The 16,997-nt window shown below is 36.4% G+C and carries 19 protein-coding genes and 1 tRNA gene; 6 read left to right on the forward strand and 14 right to left on the reverse strand.

What is annotated here, in order from left to right; all coding sequences use genetic code 11:
• Positions 1-27: 27 nt before the first annotated feature.
• Together rpoN and BGO42_RS11870 are read left to right on the forward strand one after the other, a co-directional pair.
• The gene (rpoN, locus tag BGO42_RS11865) at positions 28-1,491 is read left to right on the forward strand and encodes an RNA polymerase factor sigma-54 (RefSeq protein WP_177730282.1); all 1,464 of its coding nucleotides are present in this window, start codon (positions 28-30) and stop codon (positions 1,489-1,491) included.
• Between the two features lie 30 nt (positions 1,492-1,521).
• The gene (locus BGO42_RS11870; protein ID WP_273244459.1) at positions 1,522-2,136 is read left to right on the forward strand and encodes a hypothetical protein; all 615 of its coding nucleotides are present in this window, start codon (positions 1,522-1,524) and stop codon (positions 2,134-2,136) included.
• On the opposite strand, the gene BGO42_RS11875 is transcribed toward BGO42_RS11870, so the two are convergent.
• Positions 2,131-2,835, reverse strand: a complete 705-nt coding sequence (locus BGO42_RS11875) for a porin family protein (protein WP_273244457.1) — start codon at positions 2,833-2,835, stop codon at positions 2,131-2,133. The genes BGO42_RS11870 and BGO42_RS11875 overlap by 6 nt on opposite strands.
• A gap of 76 nt (positions 2,836-2,911) precedes the next feature.
• Positions 2,912-3,586 (reverse strand): response regulator, encoded by a 675-nt coding sequence (locus tag BGO42_RS11880; RefSeq protein WP_177730288.1) that lies wholly within the window; start codon positions 3,584-3,586, stop codon positions 2,912-2,914.
• Between the two features lie 62 nt (positions 3,587-3,648).
• Between BGO42_RS11880 and BGO42_RS11885 the strand changes: the two genes are divergently transcribed.
• From BGO42_RS11885 to BGO42_RS11900, 4 genes are all read left to right on the forward strand, one after another.
• Complete coding sequence (locus BGO42_RS11885) at positions 3,649-4,398, forward strand: LytR/AlgR family response regulator transcription factor (RefSeq protein WP_273244455.1); 750 nt, start codon at positions 3,649-3,651, stop codon at positions 4,396-4,398.
• 300 nt (positions 4,399-4,698) lie between these two features.
• The gene (locus tag BGO42_RS11890; RefSeq protein ID WP_177730292.1) at positions 4,699-4,950 is read left to right on the forward strand and encodes a hypothetical protein; all 252 of its coding nucleotides are present in this window, start codon (positions 4,699-4,701) and stop codon (positions 4,948-4,950) included.
• Between the two features lie 123 nt (positions 4,951-5,073).
• Positions 5,074-7,110 (forward strand): tetratricopeptide repeat-containing sensor histidine kinase, encoded by a 2,037-nt coding sequence (locus BGO42_RS11895; RefSeq protein WP_273244453.1) that lies wholly within the window; start codon positions 5,074-5,076, stop codon positions 7,108-7,110.
• A gap of 14 nt (positions 7,111-7,124) precedes the next feature.
• The gene (locus BGO42_RS11900; protein WP_273244451.1) at positions 7,125-7,601 is read left to right on the forward strand and encodes a hypothetical protein; all 477 of its coding nucleotides are present in this window, start codon (positions 7,125-7,127) and stop codon (positions 7,599-7,601) included.
• 215 nt (positions 7,602-7,816) lie between these two features.
• Here BGO42_RS11900 and BGO42_RS11905 read toward each other — a convergent pair whose 3' ends face one another.
• The 12 genes from BGO42_RS11905 to BGO42_RS11960 all read right to left on the reverse strand — a co-directional run bounded on the left by BGO42_RS11905 (position 7,817) and on the right by BGO42_RS11960 (position 16,981).
• Positions 7,817-8,104, reverse strand: coding sequence for a hypothetical protein (locus tag BGO42_RS11905; RefSeq protein ID WP_177730298.1), 288 nt, complete (start codon positions 8,102-8,104; stop codon positions 7,817-7,819).
• Positions 8,105-8,362 carry a hypothetical protein gene (locus tag BGO42_RS11910; RefSeq protein ID WP_273244448.1) on the reverse strand — a complete coding sequence of 86 codons (258 nt, stop codon included), beginning with the start codon at positions 8,360-8,362 and terminating at the stop codon, positions 8,105-8,107.
• A 269-nt stretch (positions 8,363-8,631) separates the two neighbouring features.
• Complete coding sequence (locus tag BGO42_RS11915) at positions 8,632-9,318, reverse strand: lycopene cyclase domain-containing protein (RefSeq protein WP_273244446.1); 687 nt, start codon at positions 9,316-9,318, stop codon at positions 8,632-8,634.
• Complete coding sequence (locus tag BGO42_RS11920) at positions 9,318-9,773, reverse strand: sterol desaturase family protein (protein WP_177730304.1); 456 nt, start codon at positions 9,771-9,773, stop codon at positions 9,318-9,320. The genes BGO42_RS11915 and BGO42_RS11920 overlap by 1 nt, the downstream gene beginning before the upstream one ends.
• A gap of 169 nt (positions 9,774-9,942) precedes the next feature.
• On the reverse strand, positions 9,943-10,410 hold the full coding sequence (locus tag BGO42_RS11925; RefSeq protein ID WP_273244444.1) for a hypothetical protein: 468 nt from the start codon (positions 10,408-10,410) through the stop codon (positions 9,943-9,945).
• The gene (locus BGO42_RS11930) at positions 10,407-11,243 is read right to left on the reverse strand and encodes a phytoene/squalene synthase family protein (RefSeq protein WP_273244442.1); all 837 of its coding nucleotides are present in this window, start codon (positions 11,241-11,243) and stop codon (positions 10,407-10,409) included. The genes BGO42_RS11925 and BGO42_RS11930 overlap by 4 nt, the downstream gene beginning before the upstream one ends.
• On the reverse strand, positions 11,227-12,720 hold the full coding sequence (crtID, locus tag BGO42_RS11935; protein ID WP_273244440.1) for a bifunctional phytoene desaturase/3,4-desaturase: 1,494 nt from the start codon (positions 12,718-12,720) through the stop codon (positions 11,227-11,229). The genes BGO42_RS11930 and crtID overlap by 17 nt, the downstream gene beginning before the upstream one ends.
• Complete coding sequence (locus BGO42_RS11940; RefSeq protein ID WP_273244438.1) at positions 12,717-13,397, reverse strand: MarR family winged helix-turn-helix transcriptional regulator; 681 nt, start codon at positions 13,395-13,397, stop codon at positions 12,717-12,719. Before BGO42_RS11940 ends, crtID begins: the two co-directional genes overlap by 4 nt.
• A gap of 449 nt (positions 13,398-13,846) precedes the next feature.
• A tRNA-Ser gene (locus BGO42_RS11945) sits at positions 13,847-13,934 on the reverse strand.
• A 60-nt stretch (positions 13,935-13,994) separates the two neighbouring features.
• On the reverse strand, positions 13,995-15,023 hold the full coding sequence (locus BGO42_RS11950) for an asparaginase (RefSeq protein ID WP_273244436.1): 1,029 nt from the start codon (positions 15,021-15,023) through the stop codon (positions 13,995-13,997).
• Positions 15,016-16,149, reverse strand: a complete 1,134-nt coding sequence (locus BGO42_RS11955; RefSeq protein WP_177730317.1) for a 1-acyl-sn-glycerol-3-phosphate acyltransferase — start codon at positions 16,147-16,149, stop codon at positions 15,016-15,018. The genes BGO42_RS11950 and BGO42_RS11955 overlap by 8 nt, the downstream gene beginning before the upstream one ends.
• Before the next feature lie 64 nt (positions 16,150-16,213).
• On the reverse strand, positions 16,214-16,981 hold the full coding sequence (locus BGO42_RS11960; RefSeq protein ID WP_273244434.1) for a TatD family hydrolase: 768 nt from the start codon (positions 16,979-16,981) through the stop codon (positions 16,214-16,216).
• Between the last annotated feature and the right edge of the window lie 16 nt (positions 16,982-16,997).

A 16,997-nucleotide genomic window follows, 5' to 3' on the forward strand; every position in this document is an offset into this window, starting at 1 on the left:
TCAACGAATAACCGAATACACAATATAATGCTCAAACAACATTTACAACTTAAATTATCCCAAAAACTATCGCCTCAGCAAATCCAATTGATGAAGTTGATACAATTGCCTACACAGGCTTTTGAACAACGTCTTAAAGAGGAATTGGTTGAGAATCCCGCTTTGGAAACCGGTAAGGAAGAACAAATGGATGCCGATGAGTTTGCCGATGATAATTTTGACGAGTATGATGATTATGATAACGAGCGCATTGATGCTGACGAGATCAATATCGATGAATATTTAAGCAATGATGAAACGCCGGACTACAAACTTCAGGCGAATAATTACAGCGATGACGACGAAGACAGAAGCCTGCCTTTTGCCGCACCTGTAAGTTTCCATCAGGATTTAATCAACCAGCTGAATACTTTTATACTTTCCGACAGCGAAAGGGAAATTGCCGAATTCTTAGTGGGCAGCATCGACGACATGGGTTACATCCGTCGCGATATTCAGGACATTGTTGACGATATGGCGTTTACACAAGGTATTTATACCGATGATAAAAATGTGGAACGCATTCTGAACATTATCCACGAACTGGAACCATCCGGTGTTGGCGCCAGAGATTTACAGGAATGCCTGTTGTTACAGCTGCGTCACAAAACACCAACAGAAGCGATCGCACTAGCTATTGACATTCTGGAAAACCAGTTTGATGCCTTTACCAAAAAGCATTACGACAAGTTATTACAAAAATACGACATCACTCAGGAACAGCTTCGAAAAGCTATTGATGAAATCGAAAAGCTAAACCCGAAACCGGGCGGTTCTTTCGACGGCAACACCAAAGCGATCGAACATGTGGTTCCCGATTTTTCAATACGCATTGTGGAAGGTGAGTTAGAACTTTCCCTGAACGGACGAAATGCGCCTGAATTACACGTTTCCAAAGATTATCAGGAAATGCTGCAAACGTATAAAGAGTCCCGGGAAAAATCGAATTCCCAAAAAGATGCCGTACAGTTTATCAAGCAAAAACTGGATTCTGCAAAATGGTTCATTGATGCCATCAAACAGCGTAATGAAACCCTGTTTGTGACCATGAATGCCATCATGCACTATCAGGAAGAATATTTCCTTGATGGCGATGAAACCAAGTTGCGACCGATGATCTTAAAGGATATCGCCGACATGATCGGTCTGGATATTTCTACCGTTTCCCGTGTGGCAAACAGCAAATATGTAGACACTCCTTATGGCACCAAGCTAATCAAGGATTTCTTTTCGGAAGCCATGAAAAATGACCAGGGAGAAGATGTTTCGACAATTGAAATTAAAAAGATCCTTCAGAATGTCATTGAAGATGAAGACAAGAGCAAACCGTTGCCGGATGACAAGCTTGCCGAAATTTTAAAAGAAAAAGGATACCCGATAGCCCGGAGAACGATTGCCAAATACCGCGAACAGCTGGATATTCCGGTAGCCCGGATGAGAAAGAAAATATAACCGTTTCTGCCTAACCTCAATACATCAAAAATGGATTTGAAGAAGATTTTTCCTTTATTTTCTTATTTATTTCATCCACTGTTTATTTCGGTTTATGCTACCTTATTTTACTTTTTTGTAACGCGCAGTTATTTCTATCCGCATGAAATTTACCTGATTCTTTTTCAGGTGGTAATCTTAACGGTATTCCTTCCTGTTTCCACTTATTTTTTGTTGAAGTCTTTGGGATTAATCCGCTCCGGTATTATGCTTTCTGAAAAGAAAGAACGCCGGTTACCATTGGCTTTCCAGGCCATGTTCTTTCTGGTATTGATTGAGCATTCCTTTGCGATGCTGTCCATACCCGAGCTCTATTATTTTTTCCTGGGAGCCTTAATCAGTTCCGTACTGGCTTTACTGCTGTTGTTATTTCATTTCAAAGCCAGCCTGCACATGATCGGATTGGTCGGATTTACCCTTTTTATCATGGGAATCTCATTGCATTACCACATCCGTTTTGTAAACATGATTGCCTTTTTTATAATGGCTGTAGGTGCTGTTGCCACATCAAGGTTGTATATGCATGCCCATTCGATGAAAGAAATTATCGCAGGCATTGTAATTGGCGCCTTACCGCAAATCGCGCTTTGGTATTACTGGCTATAAGATGTAGAAGATAACCAGGAAGCTGAAAACATTGATCTTAATTCTCTCTCCTTCAATTTCACCGGATTTAAATAACGGATTCAGGCCGTAAAAAGCATACGCATTAAAAGTATTGTAGCCGATCCCCACATAAGGACCGTATTGGATTTTATTCAAATCGGAATTATTGGTCACTTTATATTTCCCGTCACTACCGGTATAAACGGATTTGCTGTACATCAGATAGCTGAATTTGAATCCCGAATATACTCTCCAGAATTTATGGCTTTCCGGTGTAGACGTTCTCCAGCGCACTTCGACAGGAATATCCAGATAATGCATTTCCAGCTTGTTTCTGTCAAAATCAGAACTGATGGAATAGTTCACAACATTGTTCTCTTCCATGATTTTCATGTTCTGGCGCAGGCTGTTAAAGGTATATCCTATTCCGGGTGCGATGGCAAAAGTTCTCTTTTTATTCAGTGGAATATCCCGGAGAAAACCGGTGCTAAGCCCTAATGAAAACGAGTTTTGTGAAAAACCGCTCGGGCTGTTTTGAAGTAAATTATAGGCAATACTGATATAAAACTGATCTTCTCTATACAAAGAGTCTACAACAACAACTTTTTTCTCTTCTTCTTTTTTTTCTGTTTCTTCTGTCTGAGCAAAAATACAAACCGGAAAAATCAATAAAAGGTATAGCAGGCCAACTTTAATCATACTTTGCTTAATTTCTGTACTAAAGTAATAAAAACTAGCTTTATTTTGGTTTATTGCCTTCGAATCTTTTGAAAACCTATATCAATCCGATTTTCTTTGCTTCTTCAATCAGTTCTTTATCACCGCCTTTGGAACGGAGCAACTGACTTTTAATATTTGCTTTTCTTTTTTCCAGTGCACTCATCGAAAGCGGGATATAATTGGGAAGGTCTGCCGTTTTAACACCCTGAGAAATCAGGAGCAATATCTGGCTATCAATGGAATCCCATTTGATATTCTTCATCATCAGCTCTTTCAGTGAGTTGGAAATGGTATGGCTCACAAAATTTTCACCACTGTAAATCTTTTCAAAAACGTTTGGAAACATTTCGAAGTTCACATCACATTTTGATATAAAAGCTTCCGGATTTACCTTGTTCATAATCTTGTCGATCAAAACCGGTTCATTATGCATGGTAAGCAACGCAATTTTACAATTGGGAAATTTCTCTCTTATCAGCATTGCCAGATCCACACCGGATTCCATGTTCATCTCTTTATAAGCCGGCAGGCTGATATCCAGATAAGCAAAATCAATAGCCTTTTTTAATCTGAAAAAGTTCATGATCGCATTATAGGCAGCGGTACAATTATGGGCTGTCGTAAAATTAAGCGCTAAATTTTCTGTATTAAACTCAGAAAGCAAATTAATATAGCCATCCAGTGTCATCGGATGGTCATCAACTAACAGAATATTTATCTCTTTTGACATAACGTTTATTTTCTATTACAAATCTAAACAAAAAGTACGGAATATCCGTAAAACTATATCGTATGAAAATCATAGCTTGCACTAAAATTTCAGCTGTGCATTATCCGTTTCTGCTCATTGATGACGATGAGAAAGTTGCCAAAAGTATTTTAGATGTTTTTGAAGATTTTGAAGACTTCCTGTGCCTTGGTATCATCAAAACCAAGGAGGAAGCCATAAACAGGATTTTAGAGTTAAAGCCGAAATTAGTGTTCATTGAAATTGCTTCAAAAAAGCCCGATTCTGATTTATCTTTCGCTATTTTATCGGAATTGAATGAGTTTTTAGAGGAATTACCCTATTTTGTGGTTATTACTTCCGATGAGAGCCATGCGTTTGAAGCTATTAAAAAAGGGGTTTCGGATTATTTATTAAAACCGCTGAGCCAAAGTGAGCTTCGAAAATGCTTACTTCGTTTCCAGAAAAAAAATCCGGTCAAAGAGCCTGAAACTATTTGTGTGAAATCATACGGTGATTATCAGTTTGTACATTTAAAAGACATTACGCATTTAAAAGCAGACAATAACACTACTGATATCTTCCTGAATTCAGGGCAAAAAATTAGTGCCTACAAGACGTTAAAACATTTTGAAAGTTTATTACCTTTCTATTTTTTACGGGTGCACAACAGTTCAATTGTAAATATTAATTATGTTTCCAGAATTAATTTAGGGAAATTAAAATGCTACTTAAATAATAATGAAATTTCGATTCCTTTCTCAAGGTCTTATAAAGATAACATTGACACCATTATCCGGCGTATCTCTTCTTAGTAAATCTGCTATTCACCCGCAAAAACAGTCATTCTACTAACAACCGCCTTACAACCACTAAATACGCAGTCAATGATAACAAAAAGAGATTCAACATTATATAATTTTGTAACTGTAATAATGACGGAACAATTTAAAGCTTTAAACAATTACTAGGATGAGGGATCATAATTTACAAATGACATCTTTAGTAATACTGAAAAGAAATCCCATCTTTCAGATCAACAAACAAAACAAATACCACAACATCATAAAAAATGTTGTAACGACCCCATTATCTTAACATTAAAAAAATTTTTTATGAAAAAAGTACTTCTTATTTTGACACTTATTATTGTTGGCGGATTAACCTTCTCTTGTTCAACTGACGAATATGATGCTTCACAAGAAACCAGCGCAAAACAACAATTTAATAAAGAAAGTGACTTAATGCGTGTGATCCCTAACGATTCCACAGCAATTTTACCAAACAACACGACCACTGAGCCGATAAGTACAAATCTTGAAGGTGACGACAATGGCGGAGGAACCATTATCCCACCAAAAAGATAATTTAACTTCTAAAGCAACCTACATTTGGGCAATACGGTTTTAACTAACCATATTGCCCAACTTTTTTTTACTTTATTACATCAAAGTCTTACATTTGGTAAATAATCCGCAACTCGTTTTGATTTGAAATTACTACGCAACACCATACTATTGTTCTGCTGTTTATTTTTTTTCGCCTGTAAAAAAGATAACACAAATCTCCCCATTAATGATTCTGACAAAAAAATAAAATCATTATTTAAAGATGCCGGTAATACCAATCTGAAAGTTGAACAGAAAAAGATCTACTACGATTCCATCATCAATTATATTTCTAAAAGGAAAAACGATTCTATTACCCGGGATTATTATTTCCAGCTTGCTTCTGAATATTACCGTCAGAATGATTTTGACAATTCCAAAACCATCAGCCGTATCGCGCACCGGCTTTCAGTAGAAGGGAAAGATACCCTGGCTGTTGCTAAAGCGCTTTACTATATCGGTGACTGCTATGAGCCTACCAAAAAAGACAGTGCTTTCTACTACTATCTTCAGGCAGAAAAAATCTACAGCAAGAAAAAAGACTATGAAAACCTTGGCAGAATGTATCTGTACAAAGGTGGTATCTTATATAACGAAGGAAACTACACCGAAAGCGAAATTGAAGTTAGTAATGCCCTGCACTTTTTAACGCCAACAAAAAATCACCGGTTAATTTACGGCTGCTACAACATGCTTGCCATCAATTTACAGGGACTGAACTACGATTCGGAAGCATTAAAATACCACGAACTGGCATTAAAAGAATTTGAAAAGCTAAAACTGGAAGAAACCGATCCGCGGATTATCATCAGTTATTCAGCTCCCACTTTAAACAATATGGGTTACCTGTATGAAAAAATGGGTGAGCACAATAAGGCTATCGAACAATTTGAAAAAGTAATTGCCATTAAAGACCTGCGGAAAATATCTCCGGATTCGTATGCCACTTCTTTGAGTAACCTGGCTTATTCCCGAATGAAAACCGGCAACTTCTCGAATTTACCGGATATGTTCTTTGAAGCGCTGCACATCCGGGACAGTCTTGATATAAAATCGGCTGTGGTGTTCAGTAAAATACAGTTAGGAGAATACTACCTGATGAAAAAAGACACCGCTAAATCCATTTCTATTTTTAAAGAAAGCTACCAACTGGCTAACGATATCAAAAGTTACTATGAAATACTGCGTTCTTTAAAATTGTTATCGCAAATTGACAATCAAAACAACCTGCACTATTCCAATGTATATATAGCCGTTAGCGACAGTTTACAGAAAAAAGAAAGAGCCACGAGAAATAAATATGCCCGGATAGCCTACGAAACGGAACGACTGGAAGAAGAAAACCAGGTATTGACAAAACGAAATCTTTATATCCTGATTGGTGCTGCCTTTTTTATTTTCCTGGTAACAGCCCTGGGGATCATCCGCCACTTAAAAGCGAAAAACAAAGAGTTACAATTACTGCAACAGCAACAGGAAGCCAATGAAGAAATCTATCATTTACTTATCGAACAGCAGGAAAAAGTAAGTGTGGCTAAGGAAGAAGAAAAATCGAGAATTGCAATGGAGCTGCACGACAACATCATGAATAAGATTTATGGTGTTCGTATGAATTTAGGTTTTTTCAACAATAAAGCCGACGAAAAGGCAACGGAAAAAAGAAAAGAGTATATCCTGGAACTTCAGAATATTGAAAAAGAGATCCGGACGATATCCCATGATTTAAAGAAAAACTCTTTCTTTGAAGAGCGTAATTTCTCCGAATTACTCAGCTTCCTGATCAAAAGTCAGGAAAACATCAACAGCACCAGTTTCCATCATGAAATTGATGAAAGTATCAATTGGGATACAGTTCCGAGCACAACCAAGATTAACATTTACCGCATTATCCAGGAGGCTATTTTAAACATAAACAAGTATGCCAATGCTAAAAATGCTTTTATCACGATCACCCCGATTGAGGAGAATACGCTAAAACTGGTGGTTAGTGATGACGGCAAGGGCTTTGATCTGAAATCGTCCAAAAAAGGTATCGGACTGAAAAACATGACCGAACGTATTACTGCCTTAAGAGGAGAACTGAAAATCAAATCGAATGTTGGAAAAGGGACCCAGATAGAGGCTGTTTTTTCGATTTAAAACCTATATCTCTAATGGGACATGATACCAATGCTTTAATCGGCCGAATGCCTGTTAATCTCGAAAAGATTCAATATTATGGACTGGCTGTAGCTTTCGAAAACGATTTTGCCATTGTTTTTCTGGACGACTACCACCTTTTGCACTGGAGCCGTAAACTGCATTTAGACTACAGCACTGATAATGACAACTTACAATTTGGCGGTGAATTAGTCCATCTCTTTGCCAAAGAAATAGGATTTGAGGATTATGTAATTACGTATCTCTCTTACAAATATTATGGCGAATTATACCGGAATGCCATTAAAGCAGCAGAAGGCGATATCAATATAGTACTGCAGCAATTAGGCGTTGAAGTTTTAAATACCCAAAATGAATTCCACCAGCTAAATCTTGATGATTACCGGATGTCCGAATGCTATTACTGGAAAGGCGACTCAAACTGGGCAAAGTTCCGTGAAAACATCATAGCCGGCCATATAGAGGACTAAACTACAGTTTCGCTTAAATATAGCTATTTACCGGTAAAAATATTTGATACAAGCGTTACCTTAAAATCTGAGTCAATTGATCTACATTAATTATTTTCGTTCCATAAGTGAGGTGGAAAAAAAAAGAATAGTACTATGATTAGTATCTTTTTTGTTAGTTTTTTGTAATACTGTATCATCTTCTTTTTTGTTTTATAAAACTTGTAATATGTAAATCACTTACTACTTAAGATGCTATTATATTCCTTCTTACTCATTATACCTTTTACAAATTCATTATACTGAATAGATGTTAATCCCAATTGCTTAATAGTTATTTTAGTTCTGCTTTCTCCAAATTTTTCATCGCTTAAATCAGGCAATTTTATCGTACCATAATATTTATTCCCTATAACGATTTTTGCAGTATCATGTCTGCCATTATTATGTATATCTTTCGTTGGAATTTTTTCTCGAATAGCAACATTAACTTCCTTTTCGGTAAATATTATAAATTTCCCCATTTACTTTAATATTTTTTCAAATTCACTTTTAAGTTTCATTGCATTACCTGAAGGGATGTAATCACTATTAAATAAATCCTGATATAGATTCTTCAAATCCTCCTTTAACTCTTCAATGGTTTCATTTAAATCATCACCTTTTGCATATAAATTCAAATCCTGAACAATAGACAGGTACTCATCATTCTCCCTTAGCACCTTAACTTTTAATGGCTGTGCTAAAGGAATTCCCTGAATAAAATTAATGAAATGATACATCTTATGAATACAGGCTTTTATATTTTATGCAATTTCATTGCACACTAGTTTTTAGAATTATTTCTGGCAGATTTGCCAATTAATCAATTATGCATGAATAACTTTTGTTAATTCATATTTGATATCAGGCTAGGTTTAACACAAAACTACAGTAAAAATGTTTCGCCAGATTAAATTGTAGCAACTACAGGTAAAATATAAAATCGTTCTAAATAATAATAAGCAATAGTATCCTATATTTTCAACTTGCAAATAAGATATCAAAAACACTAATTACGTTTTTGAAACATCTTAAAGAAGTAAAGATTAAGAAGAAATTGAGCATATCCGTAAACAGCGTCTTCAATGGGAATAGTAAGTAATCGTATATTTAAAAATTCTTCGGGATTATAATTGACTATTGCAGATTCCAGTCCTGTACCGGTTAACACCCCATTAACTGGAAAAAAACCAAGCATTAATACAGAAAACACCAGAGAAGCTTTTCCGATCCAATCTACCCGAGCTATAAAATGTAAAAAGACTAACGTTAATATTGTAATAATTGCAGTAACTAAAGTATAAATCTTATCTGTATATAATAAAGCAAACACGGCACATACAATCACACTGATGAATACAATGATATTATTGTAAGGCCTAGCCCGGTCAAGGTTAAAAAATTTGTCGAGGCAGAAAAATGTAAAAATGCAAGAAAACGGAATACATATAAAAAACAACCATTCTTCGATTGGCAAACCGAAAATGCTAATACCAAGGGTATAGGCTTTATTAAACCACCAGACTCCTATTTTTGTGAAAAAGATATCCCATATTATAAATGGTATTGCAACCAAGATACCGGCCTTTAAAAAGGCAGAAAACTGTTTGTTGAACTGTATCCTTTTGTCAAATGAAAAAATAAAGCAAACAATTACGGTAAGCAAATTAATCAATAAATAAGTATACGGTTTCATTATTGTTTAGTATTAAAATACATTCTGAAATATTTTAAGGGAACCCATAAAAAACCGAAGCATTCTCCATCGTGCCTGCCCGTATGTTTGTGATGCTGTTTATGCGCTCTTCGGATAGCCAGAAAATATGGGTTTTGTGTTTTCTGCAATGTTTTTATTCGTTGGTGAATAAAAATATCATGCACCCAAAAATAAGCAATCCCATATAAGGTAATACCTAAACCTATGAAAAACCGGTAATCAAAATTGTTTAAAGACCCCCAATATAATAAGGCAATGGCCGGTAATGCAAAGATTACAAAAAAGTAATCATTTTTTTCAAGCGGTCCTTTATTGGTGTGATCGTGATGATCCCGATGCAAGACCCATAAAAATCCATGCATCACATATTTATGGATAATCCAGGTTGCACCTTCCATTAGTATAAATGTTAAAATAACGATGCTAAAATTCATAGCGGTTTGAAAGATTAATTAGACAATTGTTCCTATGCGGTAATGCCGGTTAAGTATATATTGCAGTTTTTCACAGATATGCAACTTGCTAAAACACCTAAAATTCGTTGTGTCTCATCGAAAAAGCGGTATTTACATATTTAATTATTACTCTTGTTTAAATCGGTAATCATTGTATTTCTTTTTTAACGACTGCAGCAATCATATTTTTTAGCGGTATTGAGGTTATCCTATTTTTGTTAGCATGAATAAATTGCAAATCTTGTTCTACTTCGTTGTTGTATCCTAAAAAGGAAGGACAGTTTTGCTGAATAGATAATCGGATAAAACGGATTTCAATATTATTAGGACTTTCTTTTACAGCATTTTCGATATCCTTTTTACCCTTATTAAAAGCATTAAGCTTAACTATCGGATTAATGGCATGACTGGCCCAGATTGTTCTGAAAGCCCCCCTGTAAGCAAGATAAACACTATTTCCATTTTTAGTCTGTAATTGTGCTAACATGGCTTTACACAGCTTTTTATCCGATACTGCTTTGACATAATTCGCACGTATGGAATCCATATTAGGATCATTATGTGCTACTGTGACAAGACAGGTAAAAAGCATTAGTAATACCGTTAATAACTTCATAGAACGGCTATTTTATATTGCACATAACTACTCATCGCAAGGGATAACTTTTGACTATTGGCAATACGAATCCGTTGGGACATTATTTTCTCAGCTGGAGTTTTCTTTATTTTAGTAAACAACGATAAGTAGTATTTGTAAGCTAAATATACTCCAAATCGGGAAGAAGCTGGCAGCATTTTTATCCCGATCAGTGCTTCTTCAAACTCTGATTCAATTTCAGTTTCAATCTGATGTTTAATCTCTGGGTTAAAAAGATTCATTTGGATATTTGGGAAATAGGTACGTCCCAAAATCTGATAGTCGTCTTTTAGATCCCTTAAAAAGTTTACTTTCTGAAAAGCGGACCCCAATTTCATCGCATAGGGTTTTAGTTTTTCAAAGCAAGACTTGTCTCCATTCACAAATACCTGAAGACACATAAGTCCTACCACTTCTGCTGAGCCTAAAATATATTCCTGATAGCGCTCGGAATTATAATCTACCTGATGCAAGTCCATTTCCATACTATGCAGAAACTGTGCAATTAATGATTGGTCGATGTTATAATGGTTTACTGTTTCCTGAAATGACTGCAATATTGGGTTTAGTGAAATCCCTTCCTGGAACGCCATGTAGGTTTCATTTCGAAAACGCTCCAGTAATGCGGCTTTGTCATAATCGTGGAAACTGTCAACGATCTCATCAGCCAGTCGTACATAGCCATAAATAGCATATATAGCAGGTCTGATTCCGGGCTTTAAAGCCAAAATGCCTAGAGAGAAGCTTGTACTATATTTTTCGGTCACAATTTTGCTAACCTTATAGGATACTTCGTCAAATAGCTTTTTCATACCTGGATATTTTGAGTTTGTTTACTTCTTTTGCAACTATATTACCTGATATAATAGAGGGTGGAACTCCCGGTCCGGGTACTGTTAGCTGACCGGTGTAAAACAGATTTTTTACGTGCTTGTTTTTAATAGATGGTTTTAGTACCGCCGTTTGATTTAGCGTATTGGCTAATCCGTAGGCATTACCGCCATAAGCATTGTAATCGTTTATAAAATCGCTGACACAATAACTTTTTTTATAATCTAATTTTGACTTCAGGTTCTTCGTTCCGGTATGTTTTTCGATACGTTCCAACATTTCGTATAAATACTTCTCCCGCATCGATTCCGCATCGGAAAGCCCAGTGGCAAGGGGTATTAATAAAAAAAGGTTTTCACACCCTTCCGGGGCGACCGATGGATCGGTTTTTGATGGACAACAGGCATAGAATAATGGTTTTTCCGGCCATTTTTTGGTGTTGTAAATGTTGGCAACATGTTCGTCCAGATCGTTTTCGAAAAATAAGGTATGATGTTTTAAATTGGGAATCCGTTCGTTAAAACCCAAATAATAAATCAGACAGGAAGGAGCAAAAGTACGGCTAGCCCAGTATTTTTCATCATAATTACGCATGTTGGGTTCCAGTAATGTCTCTGTATGATGATAATCACAAGATGCTATTATCGAATCAAATACCAGGAATTCTCCGTTAACAATTAATCCTTTGACCTGACCTTGTTCAACAATAATCTGATCAATATTTTGATTGAAATGAAAATAGGCGCCTTGTTCTGCTGCTACTTTTTGCATGGCGAGAACCAATTGATAGAAACCGCCCATCGGATACCAGGTTCCCAGAGCATAGCCTCCATAATTCATCAGGCTATACAAGGCCGGAATTTTGGTTGGCGAGGCCCCGAGAAATATAACAGGGAACTCCATAAGCGCTCTTAATTTATGATTGGAAAAATATTTCCCCACATAACTTCTAAAATTGGTGAGCAGATTTAGTTTTAAAGTACTACCAGCAATCTTTGGAGATAAGAATTCCAGCCAACTGTGACAGGGCTTATTTACAAATTCTTTCATTCCGATATCATATTTATATTTAGCAGATTTCATAAAAAGATCCAACTTCTCACCTGCTCCCTTTTCAATATCTTCAAATAAAACTTTAAGATCATCATAGGATTCCGGAACTGTAATCTTACCATCTTGGAAGATTATTTCAAACTGTGGGTTTAGGGCAACAAGATTGTAAAAGTCTGTAGCATGATAACCGAAATTATTAAAGAACGATTCAATAATATCAGGCATCCAATACCAGCTTGGCCCCATATCAAAGGTATAACCATTATCTGTTTGAAACTGCCTGGCTCTTCCACCGGGTTGATCCTGTTTTTCAAAAACGTGAACCTCGTTACCTGCCTGAGCACAGTACGACGCAGCAGATAAACCAGAAATACCTGAACCAATTATTGCGATTTTCTTTTTCATATACTTGTCTTTTTAGTGAATAAAAAGTGATCATTCACTTTTTGCAAAAGCTCATGACTGTCTATATGTTGGGAAAAAATCGGGTGGTGAAAATCATCCAGTTTATTTAATAACCTTATCAGCTGCATTTTTTCAGGATAAGACAAATCACCTGAAACAATTTGAGTTGCAAGGCGTATTTTTCCCATTTGTTCGCTTAATGATTCCAAACCTCTGGAAGTGATCTTAATTACTTTACTTCTTCTGTCCGTTTCTGAATCACTCTGTATTACCCAGCCATTTTTGATCAAACGGTTAATGATTTGCATCCCTGTTGGTTTATCCTGTATATTTTTTTTAACAAGCTCCATCTTTGTCATTGCACCAAAAGCTTTTAAATTAATTAGGTAAACGAAATCTTCTTGTGTCGAAAACTCAGAACCGTGAATAGCAGATTTAGAGTAGGCTTTAGCATATCGATTCATGTGTACCAATAAAGTACTGATTACACTCTCTGGACTTCTGCCATCTATTTTACCCTCCCAATCAGGTTCTTTTAAATCAGAGTTCGTCTCCTTTTCATTATCAGAAACCCATTTTTTAAAGCCTTTTATATCTTTTGGATAACCATCACTGTTATTGTCCCTTTCAAATTTCTCTACAAGTTGAATAACGTCCTTAATAAGTTGATAGTTCATAAATCATTTTTTTAGTATGTAAATATACTATTTTTTAAAATAAAAGAATTATTAAATACCAAAAAGAACGCATTTACAATGCTTATAAAGTTTTATTTTAGAAGAGAAAGGCAAACTTTAAATACATTTTACCATAAACCTGACTATCGGAATCTATTACCAATTAGCAAACTGAGTTACTCGATAATCATTTAACTATTTGATGAGTGTTTCATGTAAACATCATCTAAAATAAATAAAGAAAGTACCTGACCATTTAGCGGATAGGAAATTTATGTATGCATTGATAATTGAAATAAAATTTAAATTTATAAAAGCAATAAAGAGCAGAATATTTAATTTACTATCAGTCAATCATTTGTCATTATTTGACTATATAGGTTCGAGAGAATTTAAATCATAAAAAAACCGCAGTAAATCATTGATTTACTGCGGTTTATACCATTAAGCAGAGAGGAAGGGATTCGAACCCTCGATACTCTTTTGGAGTATACACACTTTCCAGGCGTGCGCCTTCGACCACTCGGCCACCTCTCTAATTTCAGATTGCGAATTAACGACTTTTATTTTGTTTTATCAATGCTTTTTACAAAAATATTATGTCATTTCTCCACGTATTGATGTTTCGTATATAGTTTTAAAAACTGCGGGGGAAACTTTTTGCCCCAAAAGGTACATCAGCTTAGCAATTGCAGCCTCTGTCGTGATATCCCGACCCGAAATAACGCCTATTTTTTTAAGCTCTAATCCGGTTTCATATTTGTCCATATTCACACTTCCTCCGGAACATTGTGTCACATTAATAATGTGCAGTCCGTTTTTTACGGCTTTTTCCAGTATTGCAATAAACCATTCCTCCGTTGGCGCATTACCGGAACCGTATGTTTCCAGTATAACTCCTTTCAGATTCGGAATATTCAAAACGGCATGTAAAACACTTTCATTGATTCCCGGAAACATTTTAACAATCACCACATGATCGTCAAAATCCTTGTTTACTTTCAGTTGTTTGTTTCCGTTTCTCTTTAACAGCAGTTCCTCACTCACTTTTAAATGCACACCCGATTCCGCAATAGCAGGATAATTGGGCGATGTAAAAGCATTAAAGTGTTCCGCACTTATTTTAGTCGTCCGGTTGCCCCGGTACAGCTTGTATTCAAAATACAGGCATACTTCCGTTATAAGCGGTTTATTTTTATTTTGAAGTGTCGCAATTTGTATGGCCGTAATCAGGTTTTCCTTGGCATCGGTCCTTAAATCACCTATTGGCAGCTGGGAACCTGTAAACACGACCGGTTTGCTCAGGTTTTCGAGCATAAAGCTCAAGGCAGAAGCAGAATATGACATGGTATCCGAACCGTGTAATACCACAAATCCGTCAAACCTGTCATAATTGTTTTCAATGGCATTCGCCATCGCCACCCATTTTTTCGGATTCATATTCGAAGAATCGATGGGCTCTTTAAAAGAAAATGTTTCGATATCACAATCCAGCAGTTTCAGTTCCGGAATACGAAGCAGCAATTCATCAAAATTAAATGCTTTCAATACTCCTGTTTCGGAATCTTTCACCATACCGATTGTTCCACCGGTGTATATTAACAGAATGTTGGGTCTGTTAGACATTTTCGTATTTCATTTTATTGATTACCGGATTGGCATACATGGCCAGGAATCCGTCGCGCAGCGTTTTTACTTCTCCACCCAGTTTCATTTCCAGTCGTCTTTCAAAAAGCTGTTTTTCTTTCTGCGTATAACGTTCCGAAAAACGATCGGTTTTATGCAGTAAATCGTATGCGATATAATTGGTCGGCCACAGGCGGTAAGTTGAAAGTATCGAATCGTCTATAACCTGCGCCAAAGCCTGAATCTGCTTATTGGAATTATCAAACTCCGCTCCGATCTTATCCAGTTCCTTATCCAGCACATCGCCCACATGAATGTGTATTCTTTTCTTTTGCCCGATAATACCGCTGATCAGCGTAATAAAATCTTCATTCTTCTCCTTGATGTACACTTCATCATTTGCTTCAGCCATCAGTTGCGGCATTTTCAAAGCATCTGTAGGATCGTATTCGTATGAAATTGAAACCGGAACGATTTTTATTTTTTTAAAGAATTCGATAACGTTCTTTCCTTCGCAGGCCATCGCCAGCATTTTCAGCACACCCGGATTGGTGGCGTCATTACCGTCTTTTGTTCTTCCTTCTCTTTGTGCAATCCAGACAGACCGGTTTTCTTTTGTCAGTAAATGATACATGAATTCCGACATCAGTTTTGAGCTTTGCAGCAATTCTCTTGGCGGCAATCCTCTTTGTACCAAAAAGTTTCGGTTGAGTTTTGACAAGGTCAGCAAAAACGATTTCTGCACTAAATTATCACCAATAGCAGAAGCCGTCATAATCTGCCCATGGTCAAACAGGCTGACATTTAAAAGGGAAGTATCTAAAATGATATCGCGATGGTTCGATATAAAAAGGTAAGCCGTATTCGGTTCCAGTTTTTCAAATCCGGAAGCCGTTAACCCGTCTGAACTTTTTTCCAGAACTCTTTGAACTGACTGATAAATAAAATTCACCTGAAAATCTCTGATGGAGTGTGTTCTTTCCAATTGTTCCATCCATACCGCATCATCTGTATCGGGAAACGTAAAGCTCATCAGGGCCTTCATCATGGGGTGATGCATGATGCTTTTTAGAGCTTCATTTACTTCAGAATCATAAAACTGGCGTATATGATCAAATTTTGACATTAGTTATTTTATTTAGCAATCCACAAATGAACGAAAATTTTATTAATTGAACGGAATTTCTTTGTTAAATACCAAAAATTGCTTTAGAATTTTCCGTTGTTATCCGGGCAACTTCTTCTACAGGGAGCTCATAAATTAGCGCAAGCTTTTCGGCTACTAATTTCGTATAACTGCTTTCATTTCTTTTCCCCCTGTAAGGAACCGGAGCCAGATATGGAGAATCTGTTTCCAATACAACATGTTTGATATCAATCTGATTTAAAAACTGGTCGATTTTTCCGTTTTTAAAAGTCACCACGCCTCCTATTCCCAGCTTCATATTATAGGATATTGCCTGTAATGCCTGTTCGTAGGTTCCGCTGAAGCAATGGAAAATCCCGAATAAATCGGCTGATTTTTCCGTTTCCAGCACTTCAAAAATCTCATCAAAGGCTTCTCTGCAATGAATGTTAATAGGCAATTTATATTGTTTCGCCAATTGTATCTGCCGGCGGAACGCTGTTTGCTGAATCGCCAAAGTTGTTTTATCCCAGTACAGGTCAATCCCGATTTCTCCGATAGCCAGAAATTTTCGCTTTTTAAGCTCCGCTTCAACATGTGCCAGCTCCTGTTCGTAATTTTCTTTTACATAACACGGATGAAGTCCCATCATCAAATAAATATTTTCCGGAAATTCTTTTTCCAGGTCGTACATTTTCTGAGTATACTCAGAATCTATGGAAGGCACAAAAAAGCGTGTAACACCGGCAGCAATTGCCCGGGTTATCATTTCGGTTCTGTCCTGGTCAAATTCTTCCGAATATAAATGGGTATGCGTATCTGTTAAAGTCATTATAATCTTTTCTTTT

Source organism: Flavobacterium sp. 40-81, assembly GCF_001898245.1.
Lineage (GTDB): Bacteria > Bacteroidota > Bacteroidia > Flavobacteriales > Flavobacteriaceae > Flavobacterium > Flavobacterium inviolabile.

Coding starts and splice junctions, on each gene's coding strand:
- crtID (WP_273244440.1), bottom strand. CDS start 12,720: ATGAAAAAGAAAATCGCAATAATTGGTTCAGGTATTTCTGGTTTATCT.
- BGO42_RS11930 (WP_273244442.1), bottom strand. CDS start 11,243: ATGAAAAAGCTATTTGACGAAGTATCCTATAAGGTTAGCAAAATTGTG.
- BGO42_RS11960 (WP_273244434.1), bottom strand. CDS start 16,981: ATGACTTTAACAGATACGCATACCCATTTATATTCGGAAGAATTTGAC.
- BGO42_RS11880 (WP_177730288.1), bottom strand. CDS start 3,586: ATGTCAAAAGAGATAAATATTCTGTTAGTTGATGACCATCCGATGACA.
- BGO42_RS11885 (WP_273244455.1), top strand. CDS start 3,649: ATGAAAATCATAGCTTGCACTAAAATTTCAGCTGTGCATTATCCGTTT.
- rpoN (WP_177730282.1), top strand. CDS start 28: ATGCTCAAACAACATTTACAACTTAAATTATCCCAAAAACTATCGCCT.
- BGO42_RS11950 (WP_273244436.1), bottom strand. CDS start 15,023: ATGTCTAACAGACCCAACATTCTGTTAATATACACCGGTGGAACAATC.
- BGO42_RS11955 (WP_177730317.1), bottom strand. CDS start 16,149: ATGTCAAAATTTGATCATATACGCCAGTTTTATGATTCTGAAGTAAAT.
- BGO42_RS11870 (WP_273244459.1), top strand. CDS start 1,522: ATGGATTTGAAGAAGATTTTTCCTTTATTTTCTTATTTATTTCATCCA.
- BGO42_RS11875 (WP_273244457.1), bottom strand. CDS start 2,835: ATGATTAAAGTTGGCCTGCTATACCTTTTATTGATTTTTCCGGTTTGT.
- BGO42_RS11910 (WP_273244448.1), bottom strand. CDS start 8,362: ATGTATCATTTCATTAATTTTATTCAGGGAATTCCTTTAGCACAGCCA.
- BGO42_RS11905 (WP_177730298.1), bottom strand. CDS start 8,104: ATGGGGAAATTTATAATATTTACCGAAAAGGAAGTTAATGTTGCTATT.
- BGO42_RS11940 (WP_273244438.1), bottom strand. CDS start 13,397: ATGAACTATCAACTTATTAAGGACGTTATTCAACTTGTAGAGAAATTT.
- BGO42_RS11925 (WP_273244444.1), bottom strand. CDS start 10,410: ATGAAGTTATTAACGGTATTACTAATGCTTTTTACCTGTCTTGTCACA.
- BGO42_RS11890 (WP_177730292.1), top strand. CDS start 4,699: ATGAAAAAAGTACTTCTTATTTTGACACTTATTATTGTTGGCGGATTA.
- BGO42_RS11900 (WP_273244451.1), top strand. CDS start 7,125: ATGGGACATGATACCAATGCTTTAATCGGCCGAATGCCTGTTAATCTC.
- BGO42_RS11920 (WP_177730304.1), bottom strand. CDS start 9,773: ATGAATTTTAGCATCGTTATTTTAACATTTATACTAATGGAAGGTGCA.
- BGO42_RS11915 (WP_273244446.1), bottom strand. CDS start 9,318: ATGAAACCGTATACTTATTTATTGATTAATTTGCTTACCGTAATTGTT.